This is a genomic window from Pseudarthrobacter phenanthrenivorans (assembly GCF_000813845.1).
Taxonomy (GTDB): domain Bacteria; phylum Actinomycetota; class Actinomycetes; order Actinomycetales; family Micrococcaceae; genus Arthrobacter; species Arthrobacter phenanthrenivorans_B.
The window spans coordinates 35,446-58,232 of sequence record NZ_JWTB01000018.1; the positions used below are offsets into that span (position 1 = coordinate 35,446).

The window sequence follows — 22,787 nt, forward strand, 5'->3', positions numbered from 1 at the left end:
CAAGCAACCGGAGTTGCGATGCCTAGCCGCCGTTTCCTGTCCACCCTGCTTGAAGCCGGCGCAGGCCTGGTAGCCGACGGCGCCCTGGCCACCGAGCTCGAGCGCCGCGGCTGCGACCTGAACGATCCCCTGTGGTCCGCCAAGGTCCTCCTGGAGCAGCCCGGCCTGATCAGGGATGTCCACCGCGACTACTTTGCTGCGGGGGCCAACATCGCCACCACCGCCAGCTACCAGGCCACCCCCCAGGGTTTCGCGGCGCGTGGCATCAGTGCAGAGGCTGCGCTGGAGCTGGTTGCCCTCTCGGTCCGGCTGGCGGATGAAGCACGGCGGCAGCATCTGGCGGATCACCCCGGCTCCGCGGCGCTGCTGGTTGCCGGTTCCGTAGGGCCATACGGCGCCTACCTTGCGGACGGCTCCGAATACCGGGGGGACTACGTCCTGACCGCCCAGGAGTTCCAGGACTTCCATGCTCCGCGCGTCGCCGCCCTGGTCAACGCCGGCGTGGACGTCCTGGCGTTTGAAACGCTGCCCTCCTTCGCCGAAGCGGAGGCCCTCCTGGCACTTGCCCGCGAACACGGCGTCGACAGCTGGTTTTCCTTCTCCCTGCGCGACGGCGGCCACATCAGCGACGGAACCCCGCTCGGCGACGTTGCCCGGCTCCTCAACGGGCAGCCGCATGTTGCCGCCCTGGGGGTCAACTGCGTGCCCCTCGGCCTGGTCAGTCCGGCGCTCGCGGCATTGCGCCTGCACACGGACAAGCCGCTGGTGGCCTACCCGAACTCCGGGGAAACCTATGATCCCGGTACCAAAACGTGGAACCAGGGGGAGAGCAAGGGCGATTCCGCAGGGGGATCAGCGCCGGCAAGCCTCGCCGCCGGTGCCGCCGGCTGGCGGGAACGGGGTGCCCGGATCCTGGGCGGCTGCTGCCGCACCACGCCCGCTGACATCGCCAGGCTCGCCGGGAAGGCATAGCCGCCGGGAACACGGCAGTCTCCGCAGGTGTTAAGACCTATGGAGAAACGAACGATGGACAACAGAACTTACACAGCACTTGTAGTACCGGCCAGCAATTCCGAACCCATCCGGATCGAGCAGGTCGCAGCGGACCTCCAGGCTCTGGAGGCCCTGGTGGGCGGGCCGCTGGAATCGGTGATCCGCGGGGACTGGCACGTCTACCTCAACGCGGAAAGCGTCACCACGCTCCTGCCCGTCAACGTCCGCGCCGGCCAGCTCATGCACGAATGTGGCCTGGACCTGAACGGGATCCGCGGCACCGCCGTCTTCCTGGGCCGCGGCGACCACGGAGCCGAAGCGGATATCCCGGACCACCTGGCCAGGCTGGCAGAAGAGCTCTTCGGCGCCCCGCTGGCTGCCTGAGGCTAGTCCTTGCGCACACCATAGGTGCTGAGGACGTTGCCCTTGCTGGTGGTCGACTGGTCCTGCAGCACCAGGCGCGTCAGCGGGTCGCCGTCCTCGAACAGCCTGCGGCCGCTGCCCGCGATGACCGGGTGCGTCATCAATGTCAGTGAATCCAGCAGCCCGGCGAACAGCAGTTGCCGGGTCACGGAAATGCTCCCGCAGACGGCAATCTCACCGCCGTCGCGCTCTTTCAACCCGGCGATGAACTCCTCAAGCGGCGCGTCCATCAGCTGCGAGTTCTGCCACTCCAGCGGCCCGGTCAGCGTCCGCGAAGCCACGAACTTTTCCACGGGGTTGATGAACGCAGCGAAGTCCTGGTCCTGCGGGGCGGTGGGCCAGTAACCGGCCCACTCCTGGTAGCTCACGCGGCCCAGGACAACCGTGTCCACCTCGTTCATCATCCTGGTCATGCCCTGGCCGAGCTCATCGTCGAAGCTGTCGAACTGGAACTTGAAAGGCTCGGACACCACCCCGTCCACGGAGTGGAACAGGCCGGCAGTGACTTTGCGCATGGGAACCTCCAAAGGTGTGGGCAAGACAGGCTTTACGGTATTCGCCGGATCGCCTTCCGGGAAGGGTTTCGCCCCGGTTTCCGGCCCGGGATTCCGGACGACGGCGGGTGGCCGCGTTAGCTTGATCACTCGCCGTGTCGTCTTGCGCGGTTTCGTGCCGGCCCGGCCCCATACTTGTCTTGAACGGTTGTTGCCGTCCCCCCGGCCAGGCAGGAGGAAGTGCATGGAAACCCTGAAAAAAGTCGTGACCAACCAGTATTTCCCTGCCGGCGCCGTGCTGACCGCCGTGCTGCTGTTCTGGGTTGTGGGCATGCTGGGCGGCCTGTCGCTGCTGAACAACAACCAGCCGCCGCTGACCACCCTGACGTGGATGCTCTTCGTCTACGCCGCCGCCGTACTGACCCCCCTCGCGGGGCTGCTGGCCGGCGCCGACCTGGTCCGCCGCTGGCGCCGCAACCGCGCCGCCGCCCCGGCACAGGCAACCAGTGGCGGACCTGCCGCTGGGCCCCTCAGCGAGCAAGCGCCGTCGGCCCCCCATGACCAGGCTGCGCAGGGTGTCCCTGCATCTTCCCCGGCTGCCGCTGCATCCTCCACGCCAACCCCCACTGAGCCGCCGGCCACCCAGCCGAAGCCGCAGCGTCCGGGCCGCAAGGAAGCTGCCTAAGTCCGCAGCTCCTGCTAGCGGTCCTTGAGGGCGTGCAGCGCCTCTTCCGCGTGCTGCAGGGCCTGGCCAAGCCGGTCACCGGGCTCCGGCAGCGAGAACAAAAACCCCTGCAGCGAATCGCACTCCAGCGCCGTCAGGTAGTCCGCCTGAGCCGCCGTCTCAATCCCTTCCGCGGTGACGGTCAGGCCCAGGCTGTGCGCCATGTTGATCATGGAACTGAGGATGGGCAGCCGCTCGTTGCCGGTCCTGACCATGGACACGAAGGTCCGGTCGATCTTGACCGTATCCACCGGCAGGTCCTGCAGCCTTCCCAGCGATGAATAGCCGGTGCCGAAATCATCCAATGCCACCCGGGCGCCAGCGTCCCGCAACCTGCTGAGCTGCTGGATCAGGCTGCAGTCGGCGTCGAAAAATACACTCTCGGTCACTTCCAGGACCAGCTGGTAGGGAGCCACGCCGCTGGCTTCGGCCAGCCGCAGGACTGTCCCGGCGAAGTCCGGTTCCTGCAGCTGCACGCCGGAGACGTTCACGGCCAGGGACCGCGAGGGGTCCCCGCTGAGCCACCGGGCCAGCTGCACCATGCCGGAGGCCATGACCTCGGCCCCGATTTCGCCGATCAGCCCGGTGCGCTCGGCGAGCGGAATGAAGATCGACGGCGGCACGCGTTCGCCGTCCCGGTCCCACCGGGCCAGCGCCTCCAGCTGGACCACCTGACCCCGGCGGTGGGACACGATCGGCTGGAAGTCCACGGTGATCTCGCCGCGGGACACTGCCAGCTGCAGGCCGCTTTCCATGTGGGTGCGCTGCACCAGGGCCTGCATCATGTCCGGGTGGAACCGCAGGAACCGGTTCTTTCCCGCGGCCTTGGCGGCATACATGGCGATGTCGGCGTGCCGGAGCAGCTCGGACGGGCCAACGCTGTCCTGGCCCAGCGAGGCCACTCCAAGGCTCAGGCTGGGACGGAGGACCGTACCGGAGATGGTCACCGGGACGTGCAGGCAGCGCACGATGCAGGCGGCGATGGCGTCGGCGTCAGGGCACGCGGTCATGAGCACCACGAACTCGTCGCCGCCCAGCCGGGCCACCACATCGGCGGTGGGGACGCAGCCGCGGAGGCGGCGCGCCACTTCCACCAGCATGTCGTCGCCGGCCTGGTGGCCGAGGATGTCGTTGACTTCCTTGAAGTCGTCCAGGTCAAGGAGCAGGACATCCACCGTTTTGAGCCGGGGTGCCTGCAGGGCTTCCGCCAGGGCATCGTTGAACACGGCGCGGTTGGCGAGTCCGGTGAGCGGGTCCTGGAATGCCATGGCGCGCAGTTTCTCAGCCTGGATGGCCAGGTCCATCATGGCCCTGTGTGCCTGTTCCTGGGCTGTGCGCCGCAGCGTCACGTCACGGAAGCTCCACACCCGGCCCACAATCCTGTCGCCCACCCGCTGCGGCCGGGAATAGCGTTCCAGCGTGCGGCCGTCACGCAGCTCCACCACATCGTGGCTTTCGGCTGCCGCGTCCTCCTGCACTTCCCCCAGCCGCGCGGTGAAGGCCACAGGGTCTGCCACCTGCGCAATGACCAGGCGCAACGCGGGCTCATCGCTGTCAGCGTCCATGATCTCGGGCGGCAGGTTCCACATGGAGAGGAATTGTTCGTTGAATCCGGCCACGCGGCCGTCATTGCCCATGACCAGGATTCCGTCGGCGGTGGATTCCAGCGTTGCCGTCAGGAGCGACATGGCCTCGCGCAGGCTGGCATCCGCTGCCTTGCGGTGCGCCGTCCCCCTGGCCGAGAGCATCAGCCGCGCAGCGGTTCCCTCAGCGCCCGCGTCAGGAGTGGCAGCGTCTTCCGGGTGGGGGAGGAGTGCCGCGGCCAGTTCCACCGGGAACCCGGTCCCGTCGCCGCGCAACCCGGTGACCTCCAGCGGCTGCGGGTACTCATCCGGCCGGCGGAGCAGCTGGTGGAGCAGGGCTGCCACCTCATCGCGGAAGCCCTCTGCGATCAGCAGCCGGTGATCCAGCCCGGCGAACTTATCCTGGTCCAACCCAAAAAGCCGTGCCGCCGCAGCGTTGGCCGCCTGGACAGTGCCGTCCGCCGCCAGGGCGAGCAGAGCATCGGGACTTGCATCCATCGCCACGCCAAAAGAATGTAATGCCACATTGTTGTCACGGCCGAAAAAACCGGTCATTACACCACCCCTTCGCCATCATAAAGGCCGTCCCCGGAAATTGGGCGGGAAAGGCGGACTTCAATTTGTCGGGGCACCGTGGGGGAACATAAAAGACGCCGGACCCGATGTGGGTCCGGCGCCTCTTACTGATGAATTAGGCGAAAGCGGCTACACCCGGCGGCCACTGCGGTTGGTCACGGCACCGTAGATCAGCAGTACGATGATCGAGCCGAGGATTGCCAGCAGCCAAGTCCTGATGTCGAAGAACTCAGCCAGTCCACCGCCGAAGATCAGCGATCCGATCCAGCCGCCGAGGATGGCACCCACGACGCCGAGGACCATGGTGATTACCCAGCCGCCACCTTGGCGGCCCGGCAGGATGGCCTTTGCAATGGCTCCAGCAATCAGGCCCAAAATGAGAAATCCGATAATGCCCATGTTGCCACTCCTTGTCAGTCAGTTGTGCCGGGCCCCCATTTCCGGTTCCATCATTCAATCAGCAGGCTTACTACTCTGCAAGACTTTGATTATCACAGGATGACTGTCAGTTTTAGCCGGGAATGCCGGCCTTTTATCCGGGCAGGCACCGGAATGACCCGGCTTTGCGCTTTCGGCCGGGTGTTCGCCGCCTTTAAAGGGCCCCTTGGGGCGAAACAGCCAGGCACGCGGGATTGCTGCCACCGCCGATAGGATGGCTAGTCCCGAAACAGATCAAGGAGCACAGCCATGCGCCGTCAGACTGCCAGGCCGCGTGCCATCTTCCTCGACATCGACGGCACCTATGCCGACCATGGGTTGGCCCCCGAGGCGCACGTGGAAGCCGTGCGCACCGCCCGGAACCTGGGCCACCGCGTCTTCGTGTGCACCGGCCGGCCGCTGTCCATGGTTCCCGGCCATATCCTGGACACCGGGTTCGACGGCACCATCACCGGGGCCGGCGCCCGGGTGGAGGTCAACGGCGAAGTGCTCAAGGATGCCCGGTTCGAGCCGGCCCTTGGCGCACGCATCGTGGAGACCCTCGACGCGCACGGCGCCGCCTACATCCTGGAAGCGCCCGAAGCGCTGCACGGCCGGACCGGGGTGGACCGGCGGCTGAGGGAAGTCCTGGGCCCCATCTTCGCCGGCCGCCCGCAGCATGACGGCGTCCTCAGCACCGACGTGGACCCGCTGGAGGACATCCTCGGTCCGATGCAGTACAGCGATGACCTGCGCGGGACCTCCTACGCCAAAATCTCCTGCTTCGACTCACCGGTGCCGCTGGGCCGCCTGCTGGAGACGTTCGGCCCGGAGGTGGGGCTGATCCCGAGCTCGCTGTCGGCGCTCGGTGAGCGCGCCGGGGAGATCTTCATGGCGGGCATCCACAAAGCAGTGGGCATCCAGGTGGTGGAGGCCCATCTGGGGCTGGACCGGGCAGACATCGTGGCCATCGGCGACAGCGCCAACGACATCGAGATGCTTGAGTACGCCGCGGTGGGCATCGCCGTGGAAGGCGGCCATCCCGCCGTTCTCGCGGTGGCGGACAGGGTCACTGCCGCCCCGGCCGGCAACGGCGTTGCCCTGGCCTTCGCCGAACTGGGGCTCCTGCAGTAGGCGTCCAGGCTGGACGTCAGCGTGCGGCCACCGCTGCCAATGCCCCGGCACGGCTGCCAAGGCCGCGCACCAGCCAGCCTTCCTCCTGCCATGCCGCCGCGTCCAGTACGTTCCGCGCGTCCAGGACCACCCGCCGTCGTACGAGCGCCCCCGCGGTGGCGGGACAAAGCTGCCGGTATTCGTCCCACTCGGTGAGGAGCAGCACCAGTTCGGCGTCCTCGAGTGCCCGCCGGGTGGATGCCTCGAAGCGGAGGCGAGGGTAGCGCCGCCACGCCTGGTTCACTGCCTTGGGGTCGGTGACGGTGACGTGCGCGCCGGCAGCGGCCAGCCGGTCCGCCACGTCGAGCGCGGGGGAGTCCCGGATGTCGTCGGTGTCGGGTTTGAAGGAGGCGCCAAGGACCGTGACGGAACGCCCCGCCAGGATGCCGCCGCACAGCTCCGCGGCGAGGCTCACGGTCCGTTCCCGCTGGCCGAGGTTGACCGAATCGACCAGGCGCATCCAGTCCTCCACCGCGGGTACCCCCAGCGCGGCCGCCTGGGTGCGGAAGCTGCGGATGTCCTTGGGCAGGCACCCGCCGCCGAAACCCAGCCCCGCATGCAGGTAGCGGCCGCCGATCCTCGGGTCCAGCCCCATCGCTTCGCCCAGTTCCGTCACGTCCGCGCCGGCAGCATCGCACAGCGCGGACACGGCGTTGATGAAGCTGACTTTGGTGGCCAGGTACGCGTTGGCAGCCGACTTGATGAGCTCCGCCGTGGCGAAGTTGCACACCAGCCGGGGGATCCCGGCCGCCAGCAGCGGCTCATACACCGCATCCAGGGCGGCCGTCACGCCCAGCGGCGCGCCGGTTGCCGGGTGAAAGGCGGCGGCCCGGCCGCCGGGCACGCCGTAGACCAACCGGTCCGGCACCAGTGAGTCCTTCACCGCCGTGCCCTGCCGCAGGAACTCGGGATTCCAGCCCAGCAGCACGTCGGCCCGGGGCGCCAGGATGCCGCGCAGCATGTCCACCGTGCCCACGGGGACGGTGGATTTGCCCACGACGACGGCGCCCGCGGCCAGGTGCGGCAGCAGCGCTTCCATGGCGGAGACAAGGAAGGTGAGGTCGGCGGCGTCGGATGTTTTGTCCTGCGGCGTTCCCACGCAGAGGAAGTGCACCTGGGCGCCCCTGGCGTCCGCCGGGTCCGTGGAGAACCGGAGCCGGCCTGTCTGGTGCCCGTCGCGGAGGAGTTCGTCCAGCCCAGGTTCGTGGAAAGGCGCCACACCCGAGGCCAGCTGCCGCACCTTGGCTGCATCGACGTCGATGCCCACCACGCTGTGGCCCATGGACGCCAGGGTGGCGGCGTGGACCGCGCCCAGGTAGCCGCAGCCGATCACGGAAATCTTCATAGTTGCGCCCCCCTGGCGTCGGTTGCGGGCTGCGGCAGGGAAACCGCCGCCATCACCTCGTCGTAGTGCTGGACAAGTTCCGTGCACAGCGCCGGCCAGGTCCTGTCCTGGACTGAGGCGTGTGCCGCCGCAGCGAATGCCCGGCGCTTGGCGTCGTCGCCCACCAGGTCCTGCACCCGGGCGCGCATGGCGGACAGGTCACCCGGTTCATAAAGCCAGCCGGTCTGCGAATTCCGTACCAGGTCCAGCGGGCCGCCCCGCCCGGTAGCCACCACGGGAACGGCCGACGCCATGGCCTCCTGGATGGTCTGGCAAAACGTTTCGAATTCGCCGGGATGGACGAATAAATCGAAGGAGGCAACCGCCCGGGCCAGGTCGTCCCCGCCCAGGAACCCGGTGAACACGGCGTCCGGGAGCGCCGCCTCCAGTGCACCGCGCTGCGGACCGTCGCCCACCACCACCAGCCGGGTGCCCGGCATGCCGCTGAGGGCGGCCAGGTCCTCAACCTGTTTCTCCACCGCGAGCCGGCCCACGTAGCCGATGATGCGTTCGCCGTTGGGGGCCACCGAGGCCCGCCAGCCGTCGTCGCGCTTTCCGGGCGAGAACCGCGCCGTGTCCACCCCGCGGCGCCACATGCGCACCCGCGGGATGCCCCGGCCGCGCAACTGGTTCAGCGCGAACGTGGAGGGCACCAGGGTGCGCGTTGCCAGCAGGTGGATGTTCTCCACCCGGCTCCAGGCCCAGTTTTCCAGGAAGGGCACGCCGTAGCGTCCGGCGTAGCTGGGAACCTCGGTCTGGTAGACCGCCACGGTGGGAATGCCCAGCTGGCTCGCTGCCTGCGCGGCCCGCCATCCCAGCACGAACGGCGAGGCCAGATGCACCACGTCGGGCGCGTAGTCGGCAAGGATTCGCTTGACCCGGTACACACCCCCCAGTGCCACCCGCACGTTCGTGTAGCCGGCCAGCGGAACCGCGGGAAGCCGGTGGACCACCGCTCCCTTGACACGGCCGGGCTCCTCCCCGTCATGCGAGGAGGGTGCGATGACCAAAACCTCGTCGCCACGCTCCTGAAGATGATCCAGGACACGCAGGATGGAGTGCGTGACGCCATTCATCAGCGGCAAAAATGATTCGGCAACGATTGCGATCCTCACCCCTCAACCGTGGGCGCCTTCCTTGAAATGGCGGGGGAGGAAGCGTGACCCGCAGGAAAAGGCCGGGTGAACAACTGGCCCCGGCCGCCAAAGAAAATTACTAAGTAGGCTTGGCATTCGATGCTAAGCATGCTTACGGTAGTAAGGCAGTCAGCGCAGAGCCTCAAGCAGCCGGGGCGGAAGCCGGGCACCGGTCCAAGCCGTGTCCGGGACATCCAGAGCTGGCAGGCCCAGTGCAACGACATATCCAAGGAGAGTCATGCTCAACAGGGAAAATCTTGAAGCCCTGCTCAACCGCAGCGGCAACGTGGTGGGATCCGACGGCGCCAAGATCGGCTCGATCGGACAGCTGTACGCAGACGATGACACCGGTGAGCCCACATGGGTCACGGTCAAGACCGGTCTCTTCGGCACCTCCGAGTCCTTCGTGCCTGTCGAGGGTGCACACAGCCAGGGTGACGACCTGGTTGTTCCGTACACGAAGGAGCACGTCAAGGACGCCCCCCGGGTCGATGCGGATGGACACCTCACCCCGGAGGAAGAGGACAGGCTGTACACCCACTACGACCGCGGCGCCCGGACCTACACCGAGGCGACCTCCGACAGGGACCGCGACGTTGACCTGCAGGGCGACGCCGACCTGAACGCCGGAACCCCTACGGCCGGCATCGGCGCGGACCGCGACACCTACGACCGCGACGAGGCAGCCCGCGGAACCGTTGGCCGCGACACCTCCGGCCCCACCACGGACGACGCCATGACGCGCTCCGAGGAACAGCTGCACGTGGGCAAGGAACGGGAAACCACCGGCCGTGCACGGCTGCGGAAGTACGTCACTACGGAGAACGTCACCAAGACCATCCCGGTGGAGCGCGAGGAAGTCCGGGTCGAGCGCGAACCGATCACGGATGCCAACCGCGGTGCCGCCCTGGATGGACCCGCCATCAGCGAAGAAGAGCACGAGGTGGTCCTTCACGAGGAGCGCCCGGTGGTGGAGAAGGAAGCCGTCCCGGTGGAGCGGGTCCGGCTGGACAAGGACGTGGTCCGCGATGACGTGACCGTCAACGAGGAAGTCCGCAAGGAAAACATCGAAACGGACGGCGGCGGCCGCCGCTGACCCGGGCGGGGCTTCGGCCCCTGGCCCGCGGGCAGCTGGTTGATCCAGCGCCCCTGACACGGTGAACGGCGCCGGGATCCCCTTGGGGCTCCCGGCGCCGCGGTCGTTTAAGGTGCTGGTGCAGCCGCGCCCAGGGCAGTGGCTGCACCAGCCAGTAGGACGAATATCTTCAGAACTTACGGTTCATCTCTCATTCGCGGCTCCTGTTTTCCCGGCTTACGGAATCCGGGCCGTTCGCCGGGGCCCGCCACATCCGGCGGCCCAGCGGAAAGCGCAGTACGTCCTCGGCGGACGCTGGGTGCTGGTTTCCCACAATTTTACGTCCGTGCCCGGGAAAAAGCGCCGTGGGGCAGGGCACTTGATTGATGTCCAATACCGCCCCTGAGCCTGTCGTTCGCGGGCAGCCGGCAGCCGGCGTGACACCATGGAAGACGATGAAACTGCGCGCTGATCAGACCGGAGACCGTGGCCTTCCCATGCCGTTGTGGCTGCAGGGTGCCCTCGAAACGGCGCAGGCGGCCATCATCTCCGCGCTGGTGGTGGTGGCGCCCATCGTTGCGGTCTGGGCCACCGCCGGTTTCCAGAACGGCCAGTTCGAGGTCCTGGCCCGGCTGGCGGGGCAGTCCTGGCTCCTGGTCCACGGTGTTCCGCTGGAGCTTTCAGGCGCTGGGTCCGGCGCGGCCACCCACGGCGGTTCCGACGTCCTGAGCCTGATTCCCCTTGGCCTGACGCTCATCCCATTCCTCCTTGCCTGGCGTGCCGGCCGCCGGCTCGCCCGGGCGTCCTATACTGACCAGCTCTGGCAGGCCCTGTTGGGCTCGTGGGCTGTCTACGCCGCATTCGGCATGGCCACCGGGTTCGTCTGCCGCACGGCCGACGTCGGAATCAATCTTTGGTACGCCATGCTGGTTCCGCTCGTGCCGTACGGGCTCGGCATGGTGGTCGGGGCCCGGAGGGAGGCAGGTTCCTGGAGCCGGCTCATCGGCGTCGACGCCGTGGACTGGATTTCCCGGACCAGCCAGCATTCCCGCTGGGCCGGATCGTATTTCGCCTCAGCGGCGAAGGCGGGTTACGTGGCGGTGGTTTCCGCGCTCACGCTGGCGGCGGTCCTGCTCGCAGCCGACCTGTTCATCCACTGGAACCTGGTGGTTTCCGTCTATGAAGCGCTCGACGCCGGCCCGGTGGGAGGTGCCGCCCTCACCATCGCGCAGCTTGGCTTCCTGCCCAACCTGGTGGTTTTCGCCCTCGCCTGGACGTCCGGGGCCGGCTTTGCCATGGGAGCGGGCTCCCAAGTGGGTCCGCTGGGCACGGCGGTCGGCCCGCTTCCATCCATCCCCGTCCTCGCCGCCATCCCGTCGGGACCGCTGGACTACGCCTTCGTGGCAATGATCGTCCCCGTGCTGGCAGGGGCCATGGCCGGATGGTGGTTTCTCCGGGAGGGCGAAAACCACTTCGACGAATGGCTCGCCATCAAGGTCCACGTCCGCTGGTTTACGGCGGCTGCCTCCACCCTGGTGCTCGGCCTGCTCGTCGGCGCGGCAGCCGGCCTGCTGACCCTGTGCCTGGCCTGGCTTGCCCGCGGATCGGCCGGGCTGGGCCGCCTGACAGCCATCGGACCCGACCCGCTGTGGACGGCAGTGTGGGTGGCCGCCGAGGTGGGTGCCGGCGTCGTCATCGGCTACGCAGCCGGTCCCTGGCTCGAGCGGGAGAAACCCGCCGCCGCGGAACGCGAAGCGGAACTGGTCCACTAGGACGGCAAGGGTCAGAGTCCCTTGGGGCTGGAGGCAGCGTGGCTAGCGCACGCCGGTGGGCAGGACCTGCTGGAACTGCACCATGCACTCATGGGTGGCCCGGTCGGTCAGCGCCCTGCCCATGCATGCCTGGTACTCGCGCACCTGATCGAACAGGACCATGGTGGTGACGATCAGCAGCACCATGACGGCTGCGACCACCAGTCCCGAAATGGTGCCGAAGAGAATCAGCCTGGATTCCTTCAGGCGCACGGCCCGCACCAGCAGGACGACGCCGAGGACCAGGGCGGCAGCCGTCAACACCGTGGCCAGCCACAGATAACCGACGTCCAGTTGGTACACGAAGAACGAACCGAGCACCGTGACGACGAACATGCGGAACAGGGTGTGGGTCGTGGCGAGCGAGGCCCTGGCTGCGTCGCTGAGCGGGGGCTTAACCCGTTGCGGCCCGCTGCGGCCCGGCTCGCTGTTCATGTTTTCCAGCGTACGCGAGCCTGCACCTAAGCTGGACCAATGCGTATCGTTGTCCTCGTTTCCGGCACCGGGTCCAATCTCCAGGCAGTCATCGACGCCGTCAAGGCAGGGGAGCTCGACGTGGACATCGCAGCGGTGGGCGCCGATCGTGAAGGAACGTATGGCGTGGAACGCTCGGCGGCGGCCGGCATCCCCACCTTCGTGGTGGACTTCAAGGCATACCCTGAGCGGGCCGACTGGAATGCTGCGCTGACCGAGGCGGTGGCAGCATACAAACCCGACGTGGTGGTGTCCTCGGGGTTCATGCGGATCGTCAGCCCGGAGTTCATAGACACCTTCAACGGCCGCTACCTCAACACCCACCCGGCCCTGCTGCCCGCGTTCCCCGGCGCCCACGGCGTGCGTGACGCGATGGCTTACGGCGTGAAGGTCACCGGCTGCACCGTGCACTGGGCCGATGCCGGGGTGGATACAGGCCCCATCATTGCCCAGGAAGCCGTGGCGATTCAGGACTCCGATACCGAGGAGACCCTGCACGAACGCATCAAGGTGGTGGAGCGCCGCCTCCTGGTCTCCACCCTGGCCGCCCTCGCCGCCGACCCCTCCTACTCCGCCGCCTAGCGCCCTTCCGCGACGCGCATCCTCACTTCCGGGGCGCGTATTACTTTGCGCGCCCTAGATATGGTGCGCGAAAGGGAACGTGCGCGTCGAAAATGGGTAAGCGTGTCGCCAGGCAGCGGCTACTGCAGCCGCCGCTGGCGGGTTTCGGGGGAGAAGAAGCCCATCCACAGCACGGACGCCAGCACCAGGGCACCGGCCAGGGCAAAGGATGTGGCCAGCCCCAGTTCGGGCCAGAAGTAGTTGGCGAAAACCAGCGGCCCAAACCCTGCCCCCAGCCGCGAGAACGTCGACGCCCAGCCGAAACCGGTACCGCGCAGTTCGGTGGGGTAGAGCTCGGACACGTAGGCGTACAGCACGGGAATGGCCACCTGCACCACGAACCCGAACACCAGCAGCCAGAACACTGCAGCCGTGGGGATGTCCACCACGATAGCCACGATCACCAGGGTCAGGGCAGACAGCGGTCCGGTCACCGCAAGAATCCATTTGCGGCCCACCCGTTCCACCAGGAGGGCTGCCACCACCACGCCCAGGAACCCGACGGCGGCCATCGAGGCCGTAGTGACGAATGCCTTGTACTCGGCGAACCCGGCGCCAATGAGGATCCTGGGCATCCAGGTCAGGGACAGGTAGTACACCAGCAGGATGCTGAAGAACAGGGACCATGCCGCAGCGGTGATCTTCCAGTTGAACTGCCACACCGAGCGCAGCTGCGTCCAGGCGCTGCCGGCGGAGAGCCGAGGAACTGCCCTGGCGTCGGGGAGGCTGTACGCCCGGGGTTCCGCCCCGGTGGCCTCCACCAGCCCGTCAATAATCTTCGCCGCTTCCTCGCGCCGGCCTTTCCGGATGAGGAACAGCGGCGACTCCGGCACGCTGCGCCGGACCCAGAACACCAGCAGGGCGGGCAGGACCATCACCAGCATGGTCAGGCGCCAGTCGCCGTAGAGGGCCACCAGCCCGGCGGACACGAACCCGGCCAGCGCCGCACCCACCGGCCACCAGCCGTCCATGGCGGTGAGCACCTTTCCGCGCTGCTTTCGCGGGGTGAATTCACCCACCAGCGCGTAGTCCACCGGGATGCAGCCGCCCAGGCCGAAGCCGGCGAGGAACCGGAAGGCGCAGAACCAGATGAAGTCGGGTGCAAAGGCACCCAGCACGGTGAAGACCGAGAACAGCAGGAGGGTGGCCGTGAAAGCCTTCCTGCGCCCCACCGTGTCGGCGATGGTGCCCCAGATGAAGGCGCCAAGGGCCATGCCGATCAGGTTGGCCGTTCCCACCCAGGCCGCCTCGCCGGCCGAGAGCGACCAGTGCTTGGACAGTAAGGGGATGAGGATGCCGTTCAGGGTCACATCCCAGGCATCAAACATGAACCCGAGACCCCCGATCAGGAAGATCCTGCCCTGGACTTTCCATCGCCAGGGCAGTTCCTGGACCACCTGTTCGCCGCTGGGCACAGTGGTGTAAGTATTCATCGCCGCCTCCTGTCCAAAACTTTAGCCCGCCCCGGGACGTTCACACTCCGGAGCGCACGGCGGGCAACCGTGGCCTTCGCGATAAACTGGCCCTATCCCCACCAACCGCGGCCTGTGTCGCGAGATAAGACGGAGACATTTGTGAGCTTCACGCAGCATGAGCGCGTATCCATTGACCGTGTACCCATCCGCCGGGCCCTGATCTCGGTTTACGACAAAACCGGTCTGGAGGAGCTCGCCCAGGGCCTGCATGCAGCGGGCGTGAAGCTTGTCTCCACCGGTTCGACGGCGAAGAAAATCGCCGCCGCCGGCATTCCCGCGCAGGAGGTCGAAGAGGTCACCGGTTCCCCCGAGATGCTGGACGGCCGCGTGAAGACGCTCCACCCGCGCGTCCACGGCGGAATCCTGGCCGACCGCCGCGTCCCGGCCCACATGGAAACCCTCGCCAGCATGGACATCGAGGCCTTCGACCTGGTGGTGGTGAACCTTTACCCGTTCGTCGAGACCGTCAAGTCCGGCGCCGCCCAGGACGACGTCGTGGAGCAGATCGACATCGGCGGCCCCGCAATGGTCCGGTCGGCAGCCAAGAACCATGCCGCCGTCGCCATCGTGGTGGACCCGTCCTTCTACGGCCAGGTGGTGGAGGCCGCAGCAGCCGGCGGCTTCGACCTGAAGACCCGCCGCCGCCTCGCTGCCAAGGCCTTTGCCCACACCGCCTCCTACGACAACGCGGTGGCCACCTGGACCGCCAGCCAGTTCCTCGACGAGGACGGCGACGGCGTCATCGACTGGCCTGCCTACGCCGGGCTGTCCCTGGAACGTTCAGAGGTCCTGCGCTACGGCGAGAACCCGCACCAGCAGGCGGCGCTCTATGTGGACAAGGCTGCCCCCGCCGGCATCGCCCAGGCGGACCAGCTGCACGGCAAGGCCATGAGCTACAACAACTTCGTGGATGCCGACGCCGCCCTGCGCGCCGCCTTCGACTTCGCTGAGCCGGCGGTCGCTGTCGTCAAGCACGCCAACCCCTGCGGCGTGGCCGTTGGATCCGCCGACGCCGCCGATCCCATCGCCGATGCCCACGCCAAGGCCCACGCCTGTGATCCCGTTTCCGCGTTCGGCGGCGTCATCGCCGCCAACCGCACCGTCACCGCCGGGATGGCCAACACCGTCAAGGACATCTTCACCGAAGTGGTCATCGCGCCCGGCTTCGAGCCCGAGGCCGTGAAGATCCTCGCCAAGAAGAAGAACATCCGCCTGCTCGCCCTGCCCGAAGGTTACGGCCGCTACCCCACCGAGTTCCGCCAGGTCTCCGGCGGCATGCTGGTCCAGGCCACCGACAAGGTGGACGCCGACGGCGACAACCCCGCCAACTGGACCCTCGCCGCCGGCGAAGCCGCAGACGAAAAGACCCTCGCGGACCTCGCGTTCGCCTGGACCGCCTGCCGGGCAGCCAAGTCCAACGCCATCCTGCTCGCTCAGGACGGCGCCGCAGTGGGGATCGGCATGGGCCAGGTCAACCGGCTTGATTCCTGCCGGCTGGCCGTGGAGCGGGCCAACACCCTGGGCGTGACGGTGGAGTCCGACGTCGAAGGTGCCGGCGGTGCCTCAAACACCAGCGGTTCGAACGCCCCTGAGCGTGCCCGCGGTGCCGTGGCCGCTTCGGATGCGTTCTTCCCGTTCGCTGACGGCCTGCAGATCCTGATCGACGCCGGCGTCCGCGCCGTCGTCCAGCCCGGCGGATCCGTGCGGGACGAGGAAGTCATTGCGGCAGCGAACGCCGCCGGCATCACGATGTACTTCACCGGAGCGCGGCACTTCTTCCACTGACCGGCACCCTTCATCGACTGCTCCGTAATTGTCGTTTTCCCGCATGGTAACGAGAGTTAGGGAGCCGGTGGGGAGCAACGGATGGTTGTTAAACGACGACGGCGCCCGTCCCCGCGAAGGGGACGGGCGCCGTCGTCGTTGTGCCCGGTTAGTCCTGGTGGTCTTCCTGGTCAACCGGACCCGGCCCCGGCGCCGGAAGCTTGAGCTCCCGGGGCCGGGCCTGGTCCATCCGCTCCTTGGTCCAGTACTCGAGGATCTCCTCGGGTGTCTGGTCCAGGTCGGCGTGGCTGACAGGATCCTGGCCGGAGTCCGGCTCCTTAGGAGGCTGCTGCACTGGTGTAGGTGGCCTGGATGACGGAGCCCCAGTAGGGGCCGTACATGACCGCTGAGCCGTTGTAGCCGTAGCTGTTGATCGAGTTCTGCACGCCCTCGGAGCTGGTGCCGATGAACCACGGGCCGCCCGAGGAACCGCCGGTCATGTCACAGGGAATGCCCTGGGTGCCGAACTGCGGGTTGTTGGGATCCTTGGTCGCGGTGCCCGTGCAGCTCCACAGGGTCTTCCCGTCGAACGGTGCCGCTGCCGGGTAGCCGAAGGACTTATAGGTGAGGCCGTAGCCCTGGTTGAAGGCCACTCCCGAGCCGCCGACGACCGACGTCAGGTTCTTGCCGTTCAAGGGGGCGACGACGGCGAATCCGGTGTCGTAGGTCATGTCACCGTTCGACACCCACTGGCTGGGGGCGTAGAGGGAGCGGGCGGTCCACTTGCCGTAGGGTGCCGCGCCGTTGTCATAGGCGGGCACGAAGACGAAGTTCGTGGCGTAAGCGCCGGGACCCTCGTTGACGCAGTGGCCGGCGGTGGAGACCGTGCTGCCGTTTACCGAGGAGACGGCGTTGCCGGAGCAAACGTAGTTCGTTCCGCCGAGGGTGAAAAACACCTTGCCGATGTGATTGACCGGGGTTTCGCTCTTGGCAATGGTGGGCTTGCCCTTGGTTGCCTTGGTGGTGGACGGCTTGCCCTTTTCGACCAGGGCTGCGTTGGAGCGGTTGCCGCGTTCCAGCGCCTTGCCGGCCAGGACGTCACCGCTGACCGCGCTTTGCATCCGTTCCGGAGTCCAGTAATCCGCGGCGCCGGCAGTGTCAACGCTGACGCTGGCCACCGAGGGGCTGGTTTCGTCGCCGGACGATGCCGGGGCGGCGGATGCGCCGCCGGCCGAAGTGAATGCCAATACAGCCGCTGCCGAGAAGGTCAGGAGGCCGGAGGCCAGGGACCGGGTGCGTGTCATTGTTGTCCTGTCTGAACGGGGTTGGGCCCGGGTTGGGAGTGACCTAGCGAATTTATCGCCATATGACAGGTTTGTAAACAGTAGTGACGTATCATGTAGGGCCGTGTAGGCGGGTTGATGCCGGCTCCAAAGGGGAGCGGCCGCAGCGTTTCGGCTCTGGGGTGCGTGCCGCCGTCGGCCGTTCTCCATCGCTGTAATCCTCCCCACTGAGGGGGTAACGCTGGGGCTCCGGTACGGTTCAACGCCGTGTCCTCGGGTAAGTTGTACATGGTGAAATAGACCGAATTTTCACAACCAAGCCGACCCACAGGGAGACGCCCGCGCATGTCCAAGATTATCTACACCCACACCGACGAAGCGCCGATGCTGGCTACCTATTCGTTCCTGCCCATCATCGAGGCGTTCGCTTCGACTGCAGGTGTGGAGGTGGAGACCCGCGACATTTCGCTCGCCGGCCGCATCATCGCCGTCTTCGGTGACTACCTGACCCCCGAACAGCAGATCGGTGACGCCCTTGCTGAACTCGGTGAGCTGGCGAAGACGCCGGAAGCCAACATCATCAAGCTGCCCAATATCAGCGCATCCATCCCGCAGCTGAAGGCCGCCATTGCAGAACTGCAGGGCCAGGGCTACGCACTGCCGGACTACCCGGACAACCCCTCGTCGGATGAGGAAACTGCCATCCGCTCGCGCTACGACAAGATCAAGGGCTCCGCCGTGAACCCTGTCCTGCGTGAGGGCAACTCGGACCGCCGCGCACCCCTGTCGGTCAAGAACTACGCGCGCCAGAACCCGCACTCCATGGGCGCCTGGACCCCGGAGTCCAAGACCAACGTGGCCACCATGGGCCAGGATGACTTCCGCTCCAACGAGAAGTCCGTTGTCATCGAATCCGAGGGCACCATCGCCATCCAGCTGGTCCGCGAAGACGGCTCCGTAAAGGTCCTGAAGAAGGCCTTCCCGGTTCTCGCCGGCGAGGTCATCGACGGCACCGTGATGCGCGCCGCCGCCCTGGACGAATTCCTCAAGGCACAGGTGGCCCGCGCCAAGGAAGAAGGCGTGCTGTTCTCCGCCCACCTCAAGGCCACCATGATGAAGGTCTCGGACCCCATCATCTTCGGCCACGTGGTGAAGGCCTACTTCACCGAGCTCTTCGACACCTATGGCAAGCAGCTCTCGGCAGCCGGCATCAGCCCCAACAACGGCCTCGCCGCCATCCTCAGCAGCCTTGAGGACCTCCCCGAGGACGTGCGCGACGGCGTCCAGAACCTGATCAAGAAGGGCCTGGAAGACGGCCCGGCCCTGGCCATGGTGGACTCGGACAAGGGCATCACCACCCTGAACGTCCCCAGCGACGTCATTGTCGACGCGTCCATGCCTGCCATGATCCGCAGCTCCGGCCACATGTGGGGCCCGGACGGCAAGGAAGCGGACACCCTGGCGGTGCTGCCGGACAGCTCCTACGCGGGCATCTACCAGGTGGTCATCGATGACTGCCGTGCCAACGGCGCCTACGATCCCACCACCATGGGCACCGTCCCGAACGTTGGCCTCATGGCTCAGGCCGCCGAGGAATACGGCAGCCACGACAAGACCTTCGAGATCCAGGAAGCCGGCAAGGTGCAGATCGTGGACGGCGCCGGCAACGTCCTGGTCGAGCACGAGGTTTCCGTGGGCGACATCTGGCGCGCCTGCCAGACCAAGGACGCGCCCATCCGCGACTGGGTCAAGCTGGCCGTCACCCGTGCCCGCGCCTCCCAGACCCCTGCCGTGTTCTGGCTGGACGAAGAGCGCGCCCATGACGCCAACCTCATCGCCAAGGTCAACGAGTACCTGAAGGAACACGACACCGAGGGCCTGGACATCCAGATCATGTCCCCGGTCAAGGCCATCGCCTTCACGCTGGAGCGCATCCGCAAGGGAGAGGACACCATCTCCGTCACCGGCAACGTGCTCCGCGACTACCTCACCGACCTCTTCCCCATCCTGGAACTGGGCACCAGCGCCAAGATGCTCTCAGTCGTCCCGCTCATGAACGGCGGCGGACTCTTCGAAACCGGTGCCGGTGGGTCCGCCCCCAAGCACGTCCAGCAGCTGCTCAAGGAAAACCACCTCCGCTGGGACAGCCTGGGTGAATTCCTCGCCCTGGCCGTCAGCTTCGAGCACCTGGCCACCACCACCGGCAACGCCCGCGCCCAGGTCCTGGCCGACACCCTGGACCGCGCCACCGGCACCTTCCTGCTGGAGAACAAGTCCCCGAGCCGCCGCGCCGGCGAGCTGGACAACCGTGGCAGCCACTACTACCTCGCCCGCTACTGGGCAGAGGAGCTGGCAAAGCAGGCGGACGACGCCGACCTGGCCGCCGCCTTCAGTTCAGTCGCCAACGAGCTTTCCGCCAAGGAGGAAACGATCGTGGGCGAGCTGGCCGAGGTCCAGGGCTCACCCGTGGACATCGGGGGCTACTACCGTCCGGATGACGCCAAGGCTTCCGCCGTCATGCGTCCGTCCGCCACGTTGAACAAGGTCATCGGCAGCCTGGCCTAACAGCACGGCGGCCTGGGGCCGGGAAGCGGTGTTCCGGAGTTACCGGAGCACCGCTTCTCTATGTTTGGGGCGCCGGGCCCTAGTCTTTGCCCTTGCCTTTGTCCCCGTTGTTGCCCTTGCCGGCATCCGCGCCGTTTCCGGATCCGTTCCCTGGCGCCGGTGCCGGTGCAGGCTGGGCGGAGGTGGGTTCGGGGGAGGGGGAGGAGCTTTGGCTGGCTGCTTGTTCCGCAGCGGTCCGGGCGTCTTCGGCTGCTTTGGCCGCTGCCGCCTGCTGCGCCGCGATGGCGTTGTTGAGGTCTGCGCGGACGGCGGTGGCCACCGTGGTGATGCTGCGCCGCCGTTCCTCGGACACCTGCCCCTTCGCCTGGGCCGCTGACAGGTCCGCTTCGAGGCCGTCGAGGGCTTTCAGGGCAGATGCTGGATCATTCTGGGACGAGGCCTGGGTGACTTCCAGGACCCGGGCCTGCAGTTGTGTGGCGACTTCCCGCTGCAGTCCGTTGTTGTTGGTGGCGCAGCCGGTGAGGATGGCCGCCGCGGCCACAAGCGTGACGCAGCCGGTCAGGACCCGGCCGCGGCAGCGTGCCGACGGAAGAGTCACGGCGCGACGCTCTTCTGTAGCTCCTGCAGGTGGTCGCCCAGGACGCCCGTCACCGTGGGGTACGGGACGACGTCGGCCGGCCGGGCGGAGATGCTCATCATCACTGCCGCGGCGGCCGCAGCAACCACCAGGATTCCGAGCACCACGGCAAGCCAGATCCGCTGGCTCCGTGACAGGAGGGGCTTCCGGGCGGTGTTGGCGGCTGATGTTCGGGCCGGGTCGATGGATTCCGGTGCCGCTCCAGGTTCCGGGGCAGCCGGGGCTGGAGAGTCAGCATTTGAGTCCGGGGCTGCCGCTGCCTCCCGGACTTCCTCCACCGATTCCTCAGCAGTGATGGTGGGCGGATGGAAGGGCATCGCGGGCAGCACGCGGGTGGTCTCCGGCGCCAGTTCGCCCGGCGTTGAGGCTGGGGAGACCAGGGCCTGGCGCAGTGCCGTCTCGATGTCGGCGGCCGTCGGCCGCTCCAATGGTTCGATGGCTGTCATGGCACGGATGAGGTCCGCCCATTCGGAGGGCACGTCGTCGGGGATTTCCGGGGCGCGGTGCAGCCTGGCGACGGCGGACTCCACGGCGCTGCCCGGATACTCCACGGTGCCCTTGATGCACTCCAGCAGCACCAGTCCCAGGGAGTAGATGTCCGTCGCTGACGAGAGGGGCTTTCCCAGGGCCTGTTCCGGACTGAGATAGGCGGCCGTCCCCACCATGGTGCCCGTGGCCGTGAGCCGGGTGGAATCGACAATCCTGGCGATGCCAAAATCGGTTAGTTTGGGCCGCAACGGCTCACCCGGGCGGATTTGGACCAGGAGGATGTTCCCCGGCTTGATGTCGCGGTGGATGATTCCCAGGCCGTGCACGTAGGCCAGGGCGTCTGCGATTCCGGCGCCGATGACGGACAACTCCTCCAACGGGACACGGCTGTGCCTGATGCGGCTGCGCAGGTCCTGGCCCTCCACGAGCTCCATGGTCAGGAACGGCCGTGGTTCATCCGGGATCCGGTCGTCGATGCCTGCGTCGAAAAGTGTCACCAGGCCGGGATGGTTCAGGGTGGCGAGAAGCTGGATTTCCGCTTCCTGCCGCTTGAGTTCCTCAGCGTCAGGAGCCTGCGGGGCGAACAATTTCAACGCAACGTCGCGGCCAAGGTTCTCATCGCGGGCGCAGTAGACGGATGACATTCCGCCCCGCCCAATCACCTCACCTAAACGGTAGCGACCGCCGACAACTTCATTCTTGATGGAGCTAGGCGATTCCGCCACCATGACCGTTCCTCCCGGTGCTCTGCGGCACTGTCGTACCTCAAATTATACGGGCGCGACGGGGGAACCGGCGATTGACCGGCGCCTTTCCCGTAGCGGCAGGCCGACGGTCGGCGGTGAAAGCGGATACCTTCACCGCCGGACCATGGGCTACAAGGACATGTGTGCTGATGACATGTTTTGTATGGTTGCTTCGTCTCCGGGCTGGTGTCCTCCTTCCGTCAGCCCGCTGAGTGCTGCCGCTTCAGGCGCCTCGTTGCGGGCATTTCCTGTTGCGGTGAAGTCAGGACACTTTGCGCTTGCGGATTACCAGGAGCCCGGCCGCCAGGAGCAGCAGGGCCAGGGGAACCAGCGAACCGTCCCAGCCAGTGTTGGCGAGCGCGGTGTGGGCGGAGCCGGTGTTGGCAAGGGTGGAACGGCCACTGGCCGGGGTGCTGCGGGGTGCCGTGACGGTGCTGATTGCTCCGCTGACGGCTGTCGATCCTGCGGGTGCAGCTGAGACATCACCCGTAGTCCCGCTGCCGCCGGTCATGCCGGTGGAATCATTCCCAGCCGTGCCGCCGTTGCCGGCCGTGTTGCCGTCACCCGGAGTGCTGGTGCCGGGATCGAGGGTTCCGGTGTCACCGGTGGTGCCGTCACCCGGGGTGCCGGTGCCCGGACCTGTGGTGCCCGGATCGGTCGTGCCGGATGTCCCGGTGCCGCCGCCGAGACCGAGGTCGATGCCAAGGTCCACGCCGGCACCAATGCCGCCGGTTCCGGAGGTACCCGTGCCGAGATCAGCACCGAGGTCTACGCCGGCATCAATTCCACCGGCGGTGTCACCGGTGGTGATGCCTCCAACCGCGAGGTCGAGGGCGGCATCAACAGTAGCGCCCAGTCCGGCGGTGTCGCCGGTGGTGACGCCGCCCAGCCCGAGGTTCACGGCTGCATCCGCGGCGAGGTCCGCCGTCGTGCCGTCCGTGACT

General features: G+C 67.2%; 20 protein-coding genes and 1 pseudogene. 9 read left to right on the forward strand and 12 right to left on the reverse strand.

Going from position 1 to position 22,787, the window contains the following annotated elements:
* Nucleotides 1-18: 18 nt before the first annotated feature.
* Nucleotides 19-972: a homocysteine S-methyltransferase gene (gene mmuM / locus RM50_RS09635; RefSeq protein ID WP_043452220.1), complete on the forward strand. Its 954-nt coding sequence runs from the start codon at nucleotides 19-21 to the stop codon at nucleotides 970-972.
* Nucleotides 973-1,026: 54 nt separating this feature from the next.
* Nucleotides 1,027-1,377 carry a DUF3846 domain-containing protein gene (locus RM50_RS09640; protein ID WP_043452223.1) on the forward strand — a complete coding sequence of 117 codons (351 nt, stop codon included), beginning with the start codon at nucleotides 1,027-1,029 and terminating at the stop codon, nucleotides 1,375-1,377.
* Between the two features lie 2 nt (nucleotides 1,378-1,379).
* Here the strand turns inward: RM50_RS09640 and RM50_RS09645 are convergent, their stop codons facing one another.
* Nucleotides 1,380-1,931 carry a dihydrofolate reductase family protein gene (locus RM50_RS09645; RefSeq protein ID WP_043452225.1) on the reverse strand — a complete coding sequence of 184 codons (552 nt, stop codon included), beginning with the start codon at nucleotides 1,929-1,931 and terminating at the stop codon, nucleotides 1,380-1,382.
* 223 nt (nucleotides 1,932-2,154) lie between these two features.
* Here RM50_RS09645 and RM50_RS09650 point away from each other — a divergent pair, with 223 nt between their 5' ends.
* Nucleotides 2,155-2,595 (forward strand): hypothetical protein, encoded by a 441-nt coding sequence (locus RM50_RS09650; RefSeq protein WP_043452227.1) that lies wholly within the window; start codon nucleotides 2,155-2,157, stop codon nucleotides 2,593-2,595.
* Nucleotides 2,596-2,609: 14 nt separating this feature from the next.
* On the opposite strand, the gene RM50_RS09655 is transcribed toward RM50_RS09650, so the two are convergent.
* On the reverse strand, nucleotides 2,610-4,715 hold the full coding sequence (locus tag RM50_RS09655) for a putative bifunctional diguanylate cyclase/phosphodiesterase (protein ID WP_043452254.1): 2,106 nt from the start codon (nucleotides 4,713-4,715) through the stop codon (nucleotides 2,610-2,612).
* A gap of 207 nt (nucleotides 4,716-4,922) precedes the next feature.
* Entirely contained in the window at nucleotides 4,923-5,192 is a 270-nt protein-coding gene (locus RM50_RS09660) for a GlsB/YeaQ/YmgE family stress response membrane protein (RefSeq protein WP_043452229.1), read from the reverse strand.
* A 288-nt stretch (nucleotides 5,193-5,480) separates the two neighbouring features.
* On the opposite strand from RM50_RS09660, the gene RM50_RS09665 reads away from it, so the two are divergent.
* Nucleotides 5,481-6,344 carry an HAD family hydrolase gene (locus tag RM50_RS09665; RefSeq protein ID WP_043452232.1) on the forward strand — a complete coding sequence of 288 codons (864 nt, stop codon included), beginning with the start codon at nucleotides 5,481-5,483 and terminating at the stop codon, nucleotides 6,342-6,344.
* A 16-nt stretch (nucleotides 6,345-6,360) separates the two neighbouring features.
* Here the strand turns inward: RM50_RS09665 and RM50_RS09670 are convergent, their stop codons facing one another.
* Nucleotides 6,361-7,728, reverse strand: a complete 1,368-nt coding sequence (locus RM50_RS09670) for a UDP-glucose dehydrogenase family protein (RefSeq protein ID WP_043452234.1) — start codon at nucleotides 7,726-7,728, stop codon at nucleotides 6,361-6,363.
* The gene (locus tag RM50_RS09675; RefSeq protein WP_043452235.1) at nucleotides 7,725-8,882 is read right to left on the reverse strand and encodes a glycosyltransferase family 4 protein; all 1,158 of its coding nucleotides are present in this window, start codon (nucleotides 8,880-8,882) and stop codon (nucleotides 7,725-7,727) included. Before RM50_RS09675 ends, RM50_RS09670 begins: the two co-directional genes overlap by 4 nt.
* Before the next feature lie 259 nt (nucleotides 8,883-9,141).
* Here RM50_RS09675 and RM50_RS09680 point away from each other — a divergent pair, with 259 nt between their 5' ends.
* A complete protein-coding gene (locus tag RM50_RS09680; RefSeq protein ID WP_043452238.1) occupies nucleotides 9,142-9,999 on the forward strand; it encodes a PRC and DUF2382 domain-containing protein in 858 nt (285 codons plus the stop codon).
* Between the two features lie 434 nt (nucleotides 10,000-10,433).
* Nucleotides 10,434-11,750: a cell division protein PerM gene (locus RM50_RS09685; protein ID WP_043452240.1), complete on the forward strand. Its 1,317-nt coding sequence runs from the start codon at nucleotides 10,434-10,436 to the stop codon at nucleotides 11,748-11,750.
* 42 nt (nucleotides 11,751-11,792) lie between these two features.
* On the opposite strand, the gene RM50_RS09690 is transcribed toward RM50_RS09685, so the two are convergent.
* Nucleotides 11,793-12,224, reverse strand: coding sequence for a hypothetical protein (locus tag RM50_RS09690; RefSeq protein ID WP_043452241.1), 432 nt, complete (start codon nucleotides 12,222-12,224; stop codon nucleotides 11,793-11,795).
* Nucleotides 12,225-12,263: 39 nt separating this feature from the next.
* Between RM50_RS09690 and purN the strand changes: the two genes are divergently transcribed.
* Nucleotides 12,264-12,845, forward strand: coding sequence for a phosphoribosylglycinamide formyltransferase (purN, locus tag RM50_RS09695; RefSeq protein WP_043452242.1), 582 nt, complete (start codon nucleotides 12,264-12,266; stop codon nucleotides 12,843-12,845).
* Nucleotides 12,846-12,964: 119 nt separating this feature from the next.
* Here purN and RM50_RS09700 read toward each other — a convergent pair whose 3' ends face one another.
* Entirely contained in the window at nucleotides 12,965-14,317 is a 1,353-nt protein-coding gene (locus tag RM50_RS09700) for an MFS transporter (RefSeq protein WP_043452243.1), read from the reverse strand.
* 141 nt (nucleotides 14,318-14,458) lie between these two features.
* Here RM50_RS09700 and purH point away from each other — a divergent pair, with 141 nt between their 5' ends.
* Nucleotides 14,459-16,144, forward strand: a complete 1,686-nt coding sequence (purH, locus tag RM50_RS09705) for a bifunctional phosphoribosylaminoimidazolecarboxamide formyltransferase/IMP cyclohydrolase (RefSeq protein WP_043452244.1) — start codon at nucleotides 14,459-14,461, stop codon at nucleotides 16,142-16,144.
* Between the two features lie 148 nt (nucleotides 16,145-16,292).
* Here the strand turns inward: purH and RM50_RS09710 are convergent, their stop codons facing one another.
* Together RM50_RS09710 and RM50_RS09715 are read right to left on the reverse strand one after the other, a co-directional pair.
* On the reverse strand, nucleotides 16,293-16,478 hold the full coding sequence (locus RM50_RS09710) for a hypothetical protein (protein WP_043452245.1): 186 nt from the start codon (nucleotides 16,476-16,478) through the stop codon (nucleotides 16,293-16,295).
* Nucleotides 16,462-17,427, reverse strand: a complete 966-nt coding sequence (locus RM50_RS09715; RefSeq protein ID WP_082007030.1) for a trypsin-like serine peptidase — start codon at nucleotides 17,425-17,427, stop codon at nucleotides 16,462-16,464. Before RM50_RS09715 ends, RM50_RS09710 begins: the two co-directional genes overlap by 17 nt.
* A gap of 324 nt (nucleotides 17,428-17,751) precedes the next feature.
* Here RM50_RS09715 and RM50_RS09720 point away from each other — a divergent pair, with 324 nt between their 5' ends.
* Entirely contained in the window at nucleotides 17,752-19,971 is a 2,220-nt protein-coding gene (locus tag RM50_RS09720; RefSeq protein WP_043452247.1) for an NADP-dependent isocitrate dehydrogenase, read from the forward strand.
* 79 nt (nucleotides 19,972-20,050) lie between these two features.
* Here the strand turns inward: RM50_RS09720 and RM50_RS09725 are convergent, their stop codons facing one another.
* The 3 genes and pseudogenes from RM50_RS09725 to RM50_RS20865 form a co-directional block, all read right to left on the reverse strand.
* On the reverse strand, nucleotides 20,051-20,569 hold the full coding sequence (locus RM50_RS09725) for a hypothetical protein (RefSeq protein ID WP_240471930.1): 519 nt from the start codon (nucleotides 20,567-20,569) through the stop codon (nucleotides 20,051-20,053).
* Nucleotides 20,566-21,825, reverse strand: coding sequence for a serine/threonine-protein kinase (locus RM50_RS09730; protein ID WP_043452248.1), 1,260 nt, complete (start codon nucleotides 21,823-21,825; stop codon nucleotides 20,566-20,568). The genes RM50_RS09725 and RM50_RS09730 overlap by 4 nt, the downstream gene beginning before the upstream one ends.
* Before the next feature lie 280 nt (nucleotides 21,826-22,105).
* Nucleotides 22,106-22,787 (reverse strand): annotated as a pseudogene (locus RM50_RS20865) (hypothetical protein); the annotation flags it as partial.

What these genes read in the sequence shown, in the direction of transcription:
- RM50_RS09720 (WP_043452247.1), top strand. Translation starts at nt 17,752, where the DNA reads ATGTCCAAGATTATCTACACCCACACCGACGAAGCGCCGATGCTGGCT.
- RM50_RS09660 (WP_043452229.1), bottom strand. Translation starts at nt 5,192, where the DNA reads ATGGGCATTATCGGATTTCTCATTTTGGGCCTGATTGCTGGAGCCATT.
- RM50_RS09690 (WP_043452241.1), bottom strand. Translation starts at nt 12,224, where the DNA reads ATGAACAGCGAGCCGGGCCGCAGCGGGCCGCAACGGGTTAAGCCCCCG.
- RM50_RS09730 (WP_043452248.1), bottom strand. Translation starts at nt 21,825, where the DNA reads ATGGTGGCGGAATCGCCTAGCTCCATCAAGAATGAAGTTGTCGGCGGT.
- RM50_RS09650 (WP_043452227.1), top strand. Translation starts at nt 2,155, where the DNA reads ATGGAAACCCTGAAAAAAGTCGTGACCAACCAGTATTTCCCTGCCGGC.
- RM50_RS09640 (WP_043452223.1), top strand. Translation starts at nt 1,027, where the DNA reads ATGGACAACAGAACTTACACAGCACTTGTAGTACCGGCCAGCAATTCC.
- RM50_RS09655 (WP_043452254.1), bottom strand. Translation starts at nt 4,715, where the DNA reads ATGGATGCAAGTCCCGATGCTCTGCTCGCCCTGGCGGCGGACGGCACT.
- RM50_RS09670 (WP_043452234.1), bottom strand. Translation starts at nt 7,728, where the DNA reads ATGAAGATTTCCGTGATCGGCTGCGGCTACCTGGGCGCGGTCCACGCC.
- RM50_RS09645 (WP_043452225.1), bottom strand. Translation starts at nt 1,931, where the DNA reads ATGCGCAAAGTCACTGCCGGCCTGTTCCACTCCGTGGACGGGGTGGTG.
- RM50_RS09685 (WP_043452240.1), top strand. Translation starts at nt 10,434, where the DNA reads ATGAAACTGCGCGCTGATCAGACCGGAGACCGTGGCCTTCCCATGCCG.
- RM50_RS09665 (WP_043452232.1), top strand. Translation starts at nt 5,481, where the DNA reads ATGCGCCGTCAGACTGCCAGGCCGCGTGCCATCTTCCTCGACATCGAC.
- RM50_RS09700 (WP_043452243.1), bottom strand. Translation starts at nt 14,317, where the DNA reads ATGAATACTTACACCACTGTGCCCAGCGGCGAACAGGTGGTCCAGGAA.
- RM50_RS09680 (WP_043452238.1), top strand. Translation starts at nt 9,142, where the DNA reads ATGCTCAACAGGGAAAATCTTGAAGCCCTGCTCAACCGCAGCGGCAAC.
- purN (WP_043452242.1), top strand. Translation starts at nt 12,264, where the DNA reads ATGCGTATCGTTGTCCTCGTTTCCGGCACCGGGTCCAATCTCCAGGCA.
- mmuM (WP_043452220.1), top strand. Translation starts at nt 19, where the DNA reads ATGCCTAGCCGCCGTTTCCTGTCCACCCTGCTTGAAGCCGGCGCAGGC.
- RM50_RS09715 (WP_082007030.1), bottom strand. Translation starts at nt 17,427, where the DNA reads ATGACACGCACCCGGTCCCTGGCCTCCGGCCTCCTGACCTTCTCGGCA.